Source organism: Paenibacillus monticola (assembly GCF_009664975.1).
Classification (GTDB): Bacteria; Bacillota; Bacilli; order Paenibacillales; family Paenibacillaceae; genus Paenibacillus_AQ; species Paenibacillus_AQ monticola.
Genome location: NZ_WJXB01000002.1, coordinates 637,275 through 649,995, shown reverse-complemented (window position 1 = coordinate 649,995; position 12,721 = coordinate 637,275). Strand labels below are relative to the sequence as shown.

The following is a 12,721-nucleotide window of genomic DNA, read 5'->3' as shown; positions in this document are numbered from 1 at the left end:
TGTCTTAGGGAGTAGCATTGCCAATATTGCCGAAAAAAAGCATGTTCAATAAAAGCTCTATTTATACCAGAATCGCTTTCCAGGAGGACTCCAGCGTTTGCTGCACCTGTTGCTCGCTTAGTGGATATTTCTGGACATAATAACCTTTGACAATAGCGGTAATAATGCCATGGATAACCGAATGGCATAATTGGGCGTCCATTTCTTTAATCATTCCCTGTTTCTGTCCTTCAATAATGAGCGACATTACGACTTCCCGTGAAGAACTAGGATCATCCAGCATACGTAATTCGGTCGAAATATAGGGTGAATAAGAATAGCTGTCAATAAAGCGGAATTCTTTGGGAAAAGTAATAGCGAACTTCAGCCGATTCAACTGAAGGCATTTGAAGCGTTCATACAAGCTTAATTCAGAATTGTAGCCTAACAGAAGGCACTGGCCCATATGCATTCTTGCATCCCTGTAGACCTCATTTACTAAATCTTCTTTATTGTGAAAATAATTGAAAACGGTCCCGGAGCCTACTTTTGCTCGCTTTAATATTTTGGCGAAAGTTACGGATTGCAATCCTTCTTCATCGATCAGATCCAGCGTAGCATTCATAATATCCTCGCGTTTACTCATCTTACACACCTCTCTAATTCCGCATATCTCATTCAATAATAGCCGCGTTTTCATCAGATTTCAATTTATATTAATTGAAGTATAGCTAATTATTGGAATGTTTGATCCAAAAATCTCTTGATTTAATTCTTTCGCAGCGTTACAATCACCTTGGATTAAACATTCCAAATATATTATGGAGATGATCAGTATGTCTAAAGTATGGTTAATCACGGGCAGCTCCCGTGGTTTTGGATGGGAACTCGCCAAAGCTGTGCTCGACAGCGGAGATAGAGTCGTTGCAACTGCCCGTCGTCCGGAGCAACTTGATGAACTCGTGCAGCAGTATGGTGCAAGCATCCGTGCTACCGCACTTGACGTGACCGATGCCGCTGCCGCACGTGCTGCTGTTCAACTGGCGCTTGATGAGTTCGGAGCGCTGGATGTCGTCGTGAATAACGCTGGCTATGCAAATAGTGCACCCATTGAAGAAATGACGGACGATGACTTTCGCGCACAGATCGAGACAAACCTGTTCGGTGTCGTGAACGTTACCAAGGCCGCGCTGCCTGTGCTTCGCAAGCAGAGATCAGGTCACTTTATCCAGTTCTCCTCAATAGGGGGACGTGTCGGCGGTACGCCGGGTATGGGAGCCTACCAGACGGCGAAATTCGCTGTAGAAGGATTCTCAGAGGTTCTGTTCAACGAGGTTAAACCCTTTGGCATCAAGGTTACTATTATCGAGCCGGGTGCTTTCCGCACAGGCTGGAACGGCGTCTCCATGCAGCGTGCAGAGGTGAGTGAGGACTACGAATCAACGGTTGGTGCTCTGAACCGATTCCGTGAACAGTTCGAAGGCTCTCAAGCTGGAGACCCGGAGCGCGGGGCCAAGATTATTATGGACATTGTCCGACTGGAGGAACCGCCACTACGACTGCTGCTTGGCTCGGATGCGGTTAGAAGCGCCGAGGTAACCTCCAAAGCACGCGCCGCAGAAGCCGAACAATGGGCTGAAGTAAGCCGGTCCGCCGACTATCCTTCCAACGTATAAACACAGTTAATCAGAGATCGAATTTGAATTGTGAATAGAGTTTCTTATATCATATTTGGATTATACATTCCAATTAATAGTCGCACAAATAGCAGCCAGGACCTATTCACAGGTTCTGGCTGCTGTTTGTATTTCGCTGTTCAACTAATTATGGGATGAAGAGTGAAATTCACAATCTGCGAACAGAATATTCCGTGGAATCCGAAAGAATACCTCCGCCTTTTCCTGCATAGCCGCGGTTGGCAGATGGCTATAATGCAACCATTTGCGGAATGTGCCGGGATGAATACCAATCCAGTTGCTGACGTCGGTAACGGAGAAGTCATATACCATGCAGAGACCCGTCAAAATGATATTGCTGCTTGGAGAGCTGCTATGGGATCTTTTCATAAATCTGGATGGCTTAGGCTGGCACACGATCGGGCTTTGCCGCAAAAGTGCCTCGTTGAACAAGACATGTGGCGGATAGCCTAGCAGGCGGCAGGCATTCTCCAGATTGTTTTTTGAAGGAATACGTCCTTCATATACCCATGCACTAACACTGCGAGAGGATACATCAAGCTCTTCGGCAAATCGGGAGAGCTTCATGTCGCGAGCCATTAGTATTGCTAGCAGTACTCGGTTACGGATCTGACTGCGCGTAGGACGCCGGAATCTTTTGACTCGAACGCCTTTTCCAAGGTATTTGCGGTTGATTAGGGACCAGGCCTGGATCTTATGAGATTCTAGTTGATTTTTAGGCATACTTCCTCCAATTATTAAAAAAATGGTTTACACTATTCATTAATTTTTAGGTTCTGTCAATAGTGTAACGCTGAGTTCTATGTTAAGTTTCTTTCAGAACGGTTGGTCTTATGATATATTTTTAGTAACCAATTTACAATATTTAATGAACAAGGAGCGAAATAGAATGATTAAGCATATTGTGTTTTTCAAATTGAAGGACCGATCTCCTGAGAGTGTGGCGGTAACCGTCGCGGTATTGCGGAACATGGAAGGCAGAATTCCACAGCTTCTCTCAGTCGAAGTTGGTGCAGATATCATTCACTCCGAGCGTTCGTTTGATATTGCTCTGGTGACTGTTGTAGCTTCCCTAGAGGATTTGCAGGCCTACCAGGTGCATCCGGCTCATAAGGAAGTTATCGCGCATATTAACGAAGTTAAAGAGCTTTCACTGGCTGTTGATTACGAACTCTAGTGTCGCAACACCATTATATATCAAGAAGAAACGGCTTGGCCGTCCAATTTTATGGACGGTACCCGTTTCTTCGAGAAATATAAGGATAATTTATCGTGTGGAACCTATAAATTCTTATATTTTAAGAAAGCGGTGACAGGAATGCGTGAGTTAGAGTATCCGATGGAAGCGTTAACTTATTTGGTTGTGTTTCTGGCGGCCTGTTTGATCATGTTTTTCTGGCTTAAGCGCCGCGGCAAACGTGGGAAATAGACAGAACTTAATTTTTCTTATTAGTTATTTTAAGGTGGAGGTCTTGCAGTGTATTATGTCAACCGGAAGCAAATAGATACTATTCTTGATCAAATACCAGACATTAATACAGGTCTCCGGGCAGCATCAGCATCTTGGGATGGCGGTATTATCATGGGACTGGTACAGGAGCGTTGTCTTCATTTGGCCATCGAGGTTATTACAGATGTCGGCAGCTGCGTGATTGACGGATTTATTATGCGTGATGCGGGCAGCTATGAGGATATCATTTCGATTATTCATGAAGAGAAGGTATTTGACGGGGCTGTGATTTTCGAGCTGCTTAAAGAGCTGGTCGCGCTCCGCAAGCCGCTGGTGCAGGACTATTTCGACTGGGACCGATCCGAACTGCATCCTCTTACCTTGGCAATTCCTGAGGTGCTGGAGCAATTCGCCACTCAGGTACATCGATATTTAGATCAGGAGCTGGGATCGCTGTGAATGAAAAGGGGGCCTTAACAATGAAGAAGGGGCAGGAAAGTGGCTCGACTAGACGCATGATTATGACGCTCCTGAAGATGAAAGGCCCGCTGACCATCGGCGCGCTGGCAGAAGAGTTGGGAATCACCGAGATGGGTGTTCGCCGTCATGTCCTGCAGTTGGAACAGGATGCGCTGGCCAAGACCAAAGTAGTGCGTCAAGCGATGGGGCGGCCCATGCATGTCTATTCGTTAACTGAGCGGGCAGAAGAGTATTTTCCAAAAAGCTATCATAATCTGGCGCTGGAGCTGCTGCGTGAGTTGGATCATATCAGCGGTACCGAGGCGGTTAATGTCTTGTTTGAGGGCCGTCGTCGCCGGATGCTTGCCCAATACTCACCGATGATGGAACGACGGAATTTGGAGGAACGGGTAGCTGAATTATCTTCCATCCAAAATGCAGGGGGATACATGGCAGAATGGAACCGTGAAGAAGATGGCTCCTATGTGATGCGGGAATATAATTGCCCCATTCGTCAGGTAGCTTCCCAATACCGCAAGGCTTGCCAATGTGAGCAGAATCTGTTCGAGGAGCTGCTTGATGCAACTGTCACTCGCAATGAATGTATGGCCGAAGGCGGGCAATGCTGCCGATATGCTATTGTTCCGAAACCAGCAGCCAAACCCTCTTGAAAAGATTGTAGAATTAGTCACAGAACAGACTCTCCCTGCTTATAATATAGCAGATATAGGCATTCGCCCGGTTTGGTGGGAGAGGAGGCAAAGTCATGGACGACTGGATTAGCAATGTTCTGGTGATCGGGTTTGGCATTCTATGTGTTGCTGTCGTGTTGTTAACGATCTCCGTGTTGAAGACATTGTCGGTGCTGCGAGTGGCGGCAAGCAATCTACAAGGGGTGAGCACTGCTTTGGCTGCTGATTTCCAGAGCACGCTGCAGACGACGTCAACAACAGTAGAAGAAGCTAAGGAGAGACTGAAGGAGCTAAGGCCTTTGTCTGAGGGACTGGGGCGCGCCGGAGATTCTTTGAGCGAAGCGGGGGATAAACTCCGGGAGGTAAGCCGAAAGAGCACACAATCCGCTACTGAGGCGCTGGAGCGGGCCCATAAACGGAATAAACACGATCTGGAGATCACACTGCGCTGTCTGGATGCCGGTTTCTCCGTATGGCAATCCTTACGATCGCGAACACAACGCATGAACTCTGACTCTCCCCCTGCTGGGGGCACAACGAATCTAAAAGGAGAGATGAAACGATGAAAAAGGATACAAAAAGCTTGCTGTGGGCAGCTATCGCCGGAACTGTAGTGGGTTCAGTGACAGCATTACTGTTCGCCCCAAAACCGGGTAAGGAACTGCGTAAAGACATTGCCGAAGGAACCGCGTCGACCCTCGAGAAGGCACAGGAGATTGCCGCGCAGGCAGGAGATAAGAGTGTCGAGCTGTATAGTAAAGCTAAAGACACCGTAGAACAAGTTGTGCATGAAGTCCGGGAACGGGTAAAACCATGTACTTCAGCTGAAGATGAAGAAGAGCCGCTTGTGGTTAGCGGAATTATTACTGAAGAAGCTGTAATTGCGGTTGAGGTTGATGACACTGATGTAGATGACAAGGATAATAACGACATTCTATAAATCAGTGTGCTGTCGCTTCTTTTTAGCTCATTCAAAAACATACGCTCTCTTAGAGTGGGGCCGCTTTTTCGCATCGGGCGGAAGGCGGCTCTACCTGTGTGGCCTTGAACTGAAGGGGTAAAAGGAGTATTATCTGCAATTGGGGCTGAAAGCCAGGTACATTTTCTATAAGCCTTACATAAGCTACACAAAACAAGTAGAAGGAAGCGGTGTGTTCGTGCAGCAAGCAATAGCAATATTAGACTCAGGAGTGGGAGGATTGACGGTTGCCAAAGAAGTGATGAGACAGCTCCCACGGGAGAAAATCATTTATTTCGGAGACACTGCTCGAGCCCCGTACGGACCCCGTTCGACCGAGGAAGTGAAGTTGTTTACCGAACAAATTGTGGATTATTTAATACAATTCAATCCTAAAATGATTGTTATCGCCTGCAATACAGCAACGGCGGCAGCTCTTGATTATATCTCTACCAAGGTATCCATACCCGTAATCGGAGTAATCCATCCTGGGGCTCGAGCGGCAATCAGCGCCACCAAAAGCGGACAGGTCGGTGTGATCGGCACCGTAGGGACAATTGGCAGTGGGGCCTACACAGTAGCGCTGCAGCAGCTTTCCCCGTTTGTTCAGGTTGTCAGTCAGGCCTGTCCAGCGCTTGTCCCACTTGTCGAACAGGGGATGTTCCGCTCAGAAGAAAGTCAAATAGCCGTGGCAGAATCCCTAAACGGCATTAAGTATGAAACGATTGATACACTGATTCTGGGTTGCACCCACTATCCTTTTCTAATCGATCCGATCGGGAAAGTCATGGGTCCAGGAGTGAAGCTGATCAGTTCTGCCGACGAGACAGCACGCGAAATCAGCACAATCCTGTACGATAAAGGAAAGCTGGCCAGTGGAAATGAGAGTCCCATACATCAGTTCTTCTGCAGTGGGGACGCTGAAATGTTCCAGAGAATTGCCCGGGATTGGCTGGGAGAACAAATCAAACGTACGCCTGTCGTATGGCAAGTATCCACATTATAGGCAGTATCAGTGACGAATTGAATAGGGACAAACCCCTATAATAGAGCAGTACACAACAAGACCGGGACAGCGATGCTCCGGTCTTGTTTCATATTGTAAAGAGACCACCGTTTCTTCTTGATTCTTTCATGCGGGACCCTAGGGTCTGCATACAATAGATTTGAGGGCTGTGTCCCGTTGTCTTCACGGAAGTATCCGGCTGACGGCAGTGGATGACGGCAACTAGAGGGCCGAGAGGATGAGACCTATGCAGCAATATATTGCCCATAGAGGAGATACCGTAAGCCGGATCGCCGCAAGGCATGGACTAACCCCGGAGCATGTAGTTCAAGGAAACCCATGGGCTAGCAGGCAGCCTTATTTATATCCAGGACAAATTCTGTTCCTGCCTTCCGCCCCGCGCAAACGTTATGCTGTGCAAGAGGGGGATGATGCAGAGGTCATTTCGGCTCTGTTTGGCGTAAGCTTGGATGAGCTTGAAAGGCTGAATCCGGGGGTGACCTCGAGACGTTGGTGCGTTCCCGGTAAAGAGCTGGTCATTCCTCTTGCAGCACCCCGTACAGAGGTATATCTGCGTGGTGAATACGGACCCGTCGATGTCGAAGCAGATATCGGGAAGCTGATAAATAAGTATCCTTTTATCCAAAAAGACAGCATCGGCACAAGTGTGTTAGGCAAGCCTCTTCACTTGCTGAAGATCGGCAGCGGTTCCCGCCATCTCCATGTGAACGCCGCGTTGCACGCCAATGAATGGTTGACTGCGCCATGTCTGATGTCTTTTATAGAGCAATATGCGGCGGCCTATGCTGAAGGCAAGGCCTGGAATGGCCATCATCCTGAAGAATGGTACAGCAATTGGACGATTTGGGCTGTGCCTATGGCCAATCCTGATGGTGTAGAGCTGGTGCAGGAGGGGGTTTTATCCGGGCATCCTTATTATGAGGAGCTGATGAAGTGGAATGGTGGACGGCGCAGCTTCCGGCACTGGAAGGCCAATATCCGCGGAGTGGATTTAGGCGACCAGTTTCCGGCCCACTGGGAAGAGGAACGGACCCGGCGGAGAGTGCCTGCGCCTGCTCCACGCGACTACAGCGGACCCGCTTCGCTCAGTGAGCCGGAAGCCGCCGCACTGGCTCAACTGGCAGAGGAGGTTCCCGGCACTGCTGCTGTATCTCTGCATAGCCAAGGGGGAGAGATCTACTGGAACTACCGGGGGTATGAACCGCCGGAGAGCAAAGAGCTTGCCGTGAGTCTAGCAGCGGCCAGCGGCTACCGGGCAGTTGAGTTGACCGGCAGTGACGCCGGTTACAAGGATTGGTTCATTCAGCGTTTCCGCAGGCCCGGCTTCACGGTGGAGCTGGGCACTGGCAAAAATCCGCTGCCACTGGCTGATTTTGAAGATATGGCGCTGGAGACTGGACTTATTTTGGCGACTATCCTTTCAAATTTGAAGTGAACATAAAAATGACTGCCATATTTACATGAGAATTTAGTTGGCCCTTCATTATCGATTATCTTTATATTTCTCAAAGAAACGGCTGCATCATCCTTATAAAAGGATGATGCAGCCGTTTCTTCTTTATATTCAGGCTTGCTGAACGAATAGTCAAAATAATGCACATTAAGGCGTATGAAAGCTATACCGTACTTCAAAAACACTCTTGTTACAATAAGCTACATAGAAGAGTGGCGGACGGCTGCAATAATACTAACGCTGTCTGCCGGGAAGAGAGGCCCACATGGAGCACCATACGCTAAAGAGCAAAGAACTGCCGTTGGATTCCTCCTATGATGTCATTGTAGTCGGAGGAGGACCAGCGGGTTGTACCGCTGCGGCTGCGGCTGCAAGAGAAGGGGCGCGGACGCTGCTGATCGAAGCCACCGGAAGTCTCGGTGGAATGGGAACGTCCGGGCTGGTACCAGCCTGGTGCCCGTTCTCTGACAAGCAGAAGATGATCTATCGGGGACTTGCGGCCAAAGTGTTCGATACACTGAAAGCACAGATGCCGCATGTGAAGGAGGACGCAATGGATTGGGTGCCGATCGATCCGGAGAAACTCAAAAGAGTCTACGACGATCTTGTATCGGAGGCTGGCGCTCATATCTTGTTCCTGAGCGTGCTGGCTGATGTGGAGAGAGATGCTGAAGGTAACATTACGACACTCATTATCCTGAATAAGGGCGGATTGCAGGCGTTCCGGGCAGCGGTCTATGTCGACTGCACAGGCGATGGTGATGTCGCGGCATGGGCGGGAGCCGATTACCGTAAGGGTGACGAAGATACCGGCGAGCTTCAGCCGGCCACTCATTGCTTCATCCTTGGCAACGTGGACGATTACGCGTATTTGAATGGTCCGAATTTGCATGCAGACAACCCGCAGAGCCCAATACATGAGGTCGTCCGGTCGGGAGATTACCCTGGAATTCCGGATACCCATTTGTGCAATAATATGGTCGCTCCGCGCGCCGTAGGCTTCAATGCCGGCCATCTCTGGGGAATCGACAACACTAACTCGTTCTCAGTATCGGAAGCGCTGATTCAGGGCCGCAAGATGGCAGCGGACTACCGGGATATGCTTGCAGCTGTCCAGCCCGCTGCCTTCGGCAATGCCTTTGTCATGAGTACAGGCACACTTATTGGAACGCGTGAATCACGGCGAATTATCGGTGACTACGTCCTGACGGCGGAAGACTACATTTCCCGCAGAAGCTTTAGCGACGAGATCTGCCGCAACAGCTACTTCATTGATGTGCACGGCACACAAACAGAGCAGCAGCGCGGTGAAGGGTCGGGCCTGTCCATTACGCTTTACGGGCCGGGTGAATCGCACGGGATACCTTACCGCTGCCTTACGCCACGTGGGCTGCGCAATGTGCTGGTGGCCGGTCGTTCCATCTCCTGTGATCGCAGGGTACTGGGCAGCGTCCGGGTAATGCCAGTCTGTCTGGCCATGGGAGAAGCTGCTGGGTTAGCAGCGGCGCTGGCCGTCAGACATACCGACGGCGACGTTCATGCCGTCAATATTGAACTGCTGCGCGGGCGTTTGCGGGAAGAAGGCGCATATTTACCAGAAATACAGGCCAAGTCTATGGGGAGCGAACACAATGAGTGAACAAGCAATGATCCAGAAAACGGCCGAAGCGCCACCCAAAATATTCTGGACACGAAAAAAACGGGAGCAATTGGCCGGTTGGCTTTTTATAGCACCTGAAGTCATCGGCATGCTGGTTATCGCGGTGTTTCCGCTTGTGTTCAGTCTGGTTCTCAGCCTGACGGAGTGGAATCTGGTGGGGGGATTATCCGCCATCCACTTTATCGGATTGGATAACTATATCAATCTGTTTCATGATAATCGCTTTATTCAGGGGCTGAAGAACAATGTGCTGTTCACGGTGGGTACGGTGCCGTTGACGATGCTGTTGGGTGTTGTTTTCTCAGCGGTCATCCATAAGAAGCTGTATGCAAAAGCGTATTTTAAAGTAGCATTTTTTGTACCCTATATCTGTTCGACGGTGGCGATCGCCGCAGTTTGGCAGGCGCTATATCATCCATCTAAAGGACCCTTCAACCAACTGCTTATGCAGATCGGCATTTCCGATCCACCGCGCTGGCTGGTGGATACCAGCTATTCACTGATCGCGATTATGATTATTTATGTCTGGCAGCTCTTGGGCTATCAGATCATTATTTTTCTGGCTGGAATGACGAATATTCCGGAAGAATTGTACGAGGCTGCAACGATTGATGGAGCAAACGGCATTCAGCAGTTTCGGCGTATTACGATGCCGCTGCTCGGCCCGACTACTTTTTTTCTAGCCATCACAAGCACAATCTCTTCATTCAAAATCTTCGATATGATCAAGTTCCTGACTGACGGCGGACCCAATTATTCCAGTACGGTAATCGTGTACCAAATCTATGAGGAAGGGTTCGAGCACTTTAAAATGGGTTACGCCTCGGCCATGTCCTGGGTGTTGTTCCTCATCATCATGCTCGTAACGTCCATTACCTGGATTACACAGAATCGGAAAGTTCATTATTAGTCCCGACGAAAGGAACACATGCAATGACTAAGAGAAAATTAAAGACTGGCAACGTTATTCTGACTATCTTGTTCGCCGTTATCTCGTTATTCTTTCTTCTGCCGCTGATTTGGATGCTGTCTGCCGCCTCCAAAACGGAGCAGGATGTCTGGACGTTTCCCATCCAATGGATTCCGGAGCATTGGAACTTTATCAACAATTTCAAGACCGTGTGGATGGGAGATATATCATTTGGCTTATTTTATCTGAATTCCATCAAAATAGCGGTTATTTCAACACTGGCTACGATTGTTATTTCCGCCATGGCCGGTTATGCGCTCTCCAAACTGAATTTTAAGGGCAGGGGCATGGTCTTCACCTTAATGCTTGCCTTTATGATGATTCCGGAGCAGGCTACGCTAGTTCCGCGTTATATTATGATCAAAGAGCTGGGGCTGTACGATTCCCATGCCGCGTTGATTCTGATGGGCATGTTCTCCAGTTATTTCACGTTTCTGCTGCGCCAGTTCATGGTTGGCATCCATAATGACCTGCTGGAAGCCGCCGAGCTTGACGGTGCCGGATTCTTACGTATATTCTGGAGCGTTGTGCTGCCGCTCAGCCAGCCCATACTGGCTACAGTGGGCATTATCAAATTCATCTGGACCTGGAATGATTACCAGGGACCGCTGATTATGCTTAATTCGACGAAATTGTATACGATTCCGCTAGGTATGCAGTTCTTTAAAGAAGAGTTTGGTACACAGATTTCGGTCATGATGATGGCTTCGGTCGCGGCAATTGTTCCACTGCTTGTGCTGTTCCTGGCGCTGCAGAAGCAGGTTATTGAAGGAATAGCGATTGGCGGAGTCAAAGGCTAGCTAATATCTGTCCGAAGGTGCAATTTGAATATCCAAAGGTCAAAAATGTGTACGCGTACACCGCAATACTGTACACGGTGTACGCCAGATATAGATAGTATAATGAGCCTGCAGCAACCAATACAAGGGGGTATTGCTTTGAAGAAATTATCATTATTGTTAGTCAGCCTGATCCTGATTTTCTCCGTCACTGCGTGCGGAGGGAACAACGGCAATAATTCTGCCGCGACAAATGGGTCGGCCGATCCGACGGCCACTGAAGGCGGCAATGCCGACCAACCTGCAGGTAAAGCGAAGATCAAATTCTATACGTACAAATCCGACAAGCCGGAAGAGCCTATCTTTCAGGCCGTTGAGGCGTATAACAAATCACAAGACAAAGTAGAAGTGGAATATGTTTCGCTGGTTCAGAATAGCGACAGCACCGATTTCATGAAGAAGCTGGATATTATGGTTGCCGGCGGAGAAGTGGTCGATGTGTTTATGACCGGTAATGAGGATGAATTGATGGAACGCGCTTCCCGCGGAGTTGTGGAACCGCTTAACTCTTTCTTTGAGAAGGAGAGCATCACACCGGAGGATGAGTATTTCAAGGTCTTGAAACTGGATGATAAAGTATACGGCCTTCTGCCTAGTTCCACGCAGTGGTTAACGATCTTTAACAAGAATTATTTGGAAGAAGCCAAACTTACGCTGCCTGAAATGGGCTGGACCTGGGACGACTTCCGCGATTATGCCAAGAAGTTGACTACCAAAGAACATTACGGAACGTACTTTCATACCTGGGGAGAATATGCGGATATCATCGCTTACACGGAGCGCCCGCATCCGCAGCTTGACGCTGATTTGAAGCCAATCTTTAATGATCCTTCCTTTGAGTACTTTTTCAATCTTCGCCGCGTGATGGAGCAAGAGGACAAGAGTGTAGAACCCTATGCGGATGTGCTCGCTTCCAACTATCATGTGCTGCAACAGTTTTTTGCCGGCAATGCCGCTATGTTAGCTGTTCCCAGCTATGCAGTTCGAGCAACTTTGAATCTGGAGAAATTCCCGCATGACTTCCAGACGATGTATGCTCCTCTGCCACGGTCAGTGGATTCAACAGATATCGGGATGACGAATATCGCTGGCGGTGGGTTGGCAATAGGTGCGAAATCGGAGAATAAAGAAGCCTCGTATGATTTCCTCAGATGGATGTCCAAGGAATCGTATAAATACACGAAAGAAATTCCAGCTTTCAAGGGTGTGGACGGAGCCGCATTGGTGAAGGAATTTTTCGGAGAAAATGAGAATTTGATCGATACGGACTCTTTGTCCAAAACCCTGTTCGATACCCGCATTAAAATGCCGGATACTTTCAGTGTGCCTTATGGCAGCGAGTTGAAAACGATTGTAGAGAACGGTTTTACCAGCTATATGCTGGATAATCGCAAGTTTGAAGAGGTTAAACAAGAAATGACGACGGAAGTTGAAAAGGTAGTAGAGTCGAATAAATAAGGATTAACTTTATACTGGTGGCAGCGATATGGATTATAATAGGGACGTTAATTCTATACTTCAGGACAAGGATGGATAC

Annotated in this window: 15 protein-coding genes; 13 read left to right on the top strand and 2 right to left on the bottom strand. The window is 48.6% G+C overall.

Features of this window, described 5'->3' with window-relative positions; translation table 11 throughout:
- Nucleotides 1–61: 61 nt before the first annotated feature.
- Nucleotides 62–625, bottom strand: coding sequence for a TetR/AcrR family transcriptional regulator (locus GJB61_RS07485; protein ID WP_154117846.1), 564 nt, complete (start codon nucleotides 623–625; stop codon nucleotides 62–64).
- Nucleotides 626–815: 190 nt separating this feature from the next.
- Between GJB61_RS07485 and GJB61_RS07480 the strand changes: the two genes are divergently transcribed.
- On the top strand, nucleotides 816–1,655 hold the full coding sequence (locus GJB61_RS07480) for an oxidoreductase (RefSeq protein ID WP_154117845.1): 840 nt from the start codon (nucleotides 816–818) through the stop codon (nucleotides 1,653–1,655).
- A gap of 144 nt (nucleotides 1,656–1,799) precedes the next feature.
- On the opposite strand, the gene GJB61_RS07475 is transcribed toward GJB61_RS07480, so the two are convergent.
- Entirely contained in the window at nucleotides 1,800–2,399 is a 600-nt protein-coding gene (locus GJB61_RS07475) for a helix-turn-helix domain-containing protein (protein WP_154117844.1), read from the bottom strand.
- A 166-nt stretch (nucleotides 2,400–2,565) separates the two neighbouring features.
- On the opposite strand from GJB61_RS07475, the gene GJB61_RS07470 reads away from it, so the two are divergent.
- The 12 genes from GJB61_RS07470 to GJB61_RS07420 all read left to right on the top strand — a co-directional run bounded on the left by GJB61_RS07470 (nucleotide 2,566) and on the right by GJB61_RS07420 (nucleotide 12,642).
- The gene (locus GJB61_RS07470) at nucleotides 2,566–2,853 is read left to right on the top strand and encodes a Dabb family protein (RefSeq protein ID WP_154117843.1); all 288 of its coding nucleotides are present in this window, start codon (nucleotides 2,566–2,568) and stop codon (nucleotides 2,851–2,853) included.
- Between the two features lie 51 nt (nucleotides 2,854–2,904).
- Nucleotides 2,905–3,105, top strand: coding sequence for a hypothetical protein (locus GJB61_RS31140; protein WP_195724268.1), 201 nt, complete (start codon nucleotides 2,905–2,907; stop codon nucleotides 3,103–3,105).
- Nucleotides 3,106–3,153: 48 nt separating this feature from the next.
- Nucleotides 3,154–3,585, top strand: coding sequence for a DUF86 domain-containing protein (locus GJB61_RS07465; RefSeq protein WP_338115698.1), 432 nt, complete (start codon nucleotides 3,154–3,156; stop codon nucleotides 3,583–3,585).
- Between the two features lie 20 nt (nucleotides 3,586–3,605).
- Nucleotides 3,606–4,256, top strand: a complete 651-nt coding sequence (locus GJB61_RS07460; RefSeq protein WP_154117842.1) for a helix-turn-helix transcriptional regulator — start codon at nucleotides 3,606–3,608, stop codon at nucleotides 4,254–4,256.
- A 95-nt stretch (nucleotides 4,257–4,351) separates the two neighbouring features.
- A complete protein-coding gene (locus tag GJB61_RS07455; RefSeq protein ID WP_154117841.1) occupies nucleotides 4,352–4,843 on the top strand; it encodes a hypothetical protein in 492 nt (163 codons plus the stop codon).
- Nucleotides 4,840–5,217 (top strand): YtxH domain-containing protein, encoded by a 378-nt coding sequence (locus GJB61_RS07450; protein ID WP_154117840.1) that lies wholly within the window; start codon nucleotides 4,840–4,842, stop codon nucleotides 5,215–5,217. Before GJB61_RS07455 ends, GJB61_RS07450 begins: the two co-directional genes overlap by 4 nt.
- Nucleotides 5,218–5,434: 217 nt before the next feature.
- A complete protein-coding gene (gene racE, locus GJB61_RS07445; protein WP_338115697.1) occupies nucleotides 5,435–6,241 on the top strand; it encodes a glutamate racemase in 807 nt (268 codons plus the stop codon).
- A gap of 247 nt (nucleotides 6,242–6,488) precedes the next feature.
- Complete coding sequence (locus tag GJB61_RS07440; RefSeq protein WP_154117839.1) at nucleotides 6,489–7,697, top strand: M14 family metallopeptidase; 1,209 nt, start codon at nucleotides 6,489–6,491, stop codon at nucleotides 7,695–7,697.
- 283 nt (nucleotides 7,698–7,980) lie between these two features.
- Nucleotides 7,981–9,354 (top strand): FAD-dependent oxidoreductase, encoded by a 1,374-nt coding sequence (locus GJB61_RS07435; RefSeq protein WP_154117838.1) that lies wholly within the window; start codon nucleotides 7,981–7,983, stop codon nucleotides 9,352–9,354.
- On the top strand, nucleotides 9,347–10,285 hold the full coding sequence (locus GJB61_RS07430; protein WP_154117837.1) for a carbohydrate ABC transporter permease: 939 nt from the start codon (nucleotides 9,347–9,349) through the stop codon (nucleotides 10,283–10,285). Before GJB61_RS07435 ends, GJB61_RS07430 begins: the two co-directional genes overlap by 8 nt.
- 23 nt (nucleotides 10,286–10,308) lie before the next feature.
- On the top strand, nucleotides 10,309–11,145 hold the full coding sequence (locus tag GJB61_RS07425; RefSeq protein WP_154117836.1) for a carbohydrate ABC transporter permease: 837 nt from the start codon (nucleotides 10,309–10,311) through the stop codon (nucleotides 11,143–11,145).
- A gap of 138 nt (nucleotides 11,146–11,283) precedes the next feature.
- Nucleotides 11,284–12,642 (top strand): ABC transporter substrate-binding protein, encoded by a 1,359-nt coding sequence (locus GJB61_RS07420; RefSeq protein WP_195724267.1) that lies wholly within the window; start codon nucleotides 11,284–11,286, stop codon nucleotides 12,640–12,642.
- Nucleotides 12,643–12,721: the final 79 nt, after the last annotated feature.

What these genes read in the sequence shown, in the direction of transcription:
- GJB61_RS07485 (WP_154117846.1), bottom strand. Translation starts at nt 625, where the DNA reads ATGAGTAAACGCGAGGATATTATGAATGCTACGCTGGATCTGATCGAT.
- GJB61_RS07480 (WP_154117845.1), top strand. Translation starts at nt 816, where the DNA reads ATGTCTAAAGTATGGTTAATCACGGGCAGCTCCCGTGGTTTTGGATGG.
- GJB61_RS07475 (WP_154117844.1), bottom strand. Translation starts at nt 2,399, where the DNA reads ATGCCTAAAAATCAACTAGAATCTCATAAGATCCAGGCCTGGTCCCTA.
- GJB61_RS07470 (WP_154117843.1), top strand. Translation starts at nt 2,566, where the DNA reads ATGATTAAGCATATTGTGTTTTTCAAATTGAAGGACCGATCTCCTGAG.
- GJB61_RS31140 (WP_195724268.1), top strand. Translation starts at nt 2,905, where the DNA reads ATGGACGGTACCCGTTTCTTCGAGAAATATAAGGATAATTTATCGTGT.
- GJB61_RS07460 (WP_154117842.1), top strand. Translation starts at nt 3,606, where the DNA reads ATGAAGAAGGGGCAGGAAAGTGGCTCGACTAGACGCATGATTATGACG.
- GJB61_RS07455 (WP_154117841.1), top strand. Translation starts at nt 4,352, where the DNA reads ATGGACGACTGGATTAGCAATGTTCTGGTGATCGGGTTTGGCATTCTA.
- GJB61_RS07450 (WP_154117840.1), top strand. Translation starts at nt 4,840, where the DNA reads ATGAAAAAGGATACAAAAAGCTTGCTGTGGGCAGCTATCGCCGGAACT.
- GJB61_RS07440 (WP_154117839.1), top strand. Translation starts at nt 6,489, where the DNA reads ATGCAGCAATATATTGCCCATAGAGGAGATACCGTAAGCCGGATCGCC.
- GJB61_RS07435 (WP_154117838.1), top strand. Translation starts at nt 7,981, where the DNA reads ATGGAGCACCATACGCTAAAGAGCAAAGAACTGCCGTTGGATTCCTCC.
- GJB61_RS07430 (WP_154117837.1), top strand. Translation starts at nt 9,347, where the DNA reads ATGAGTGAACAAGCAATGATCCAGAAAACGGCCGAAGCGCCACCCAAA.
- GJB61_RS07425 (WP_154117836.1), top strand. Translation starts at nt 10,309, where the DNA reads ATGACTAAGAGAAAATTAAAGACTGGCAACGTTATTCTGACTATCTTG.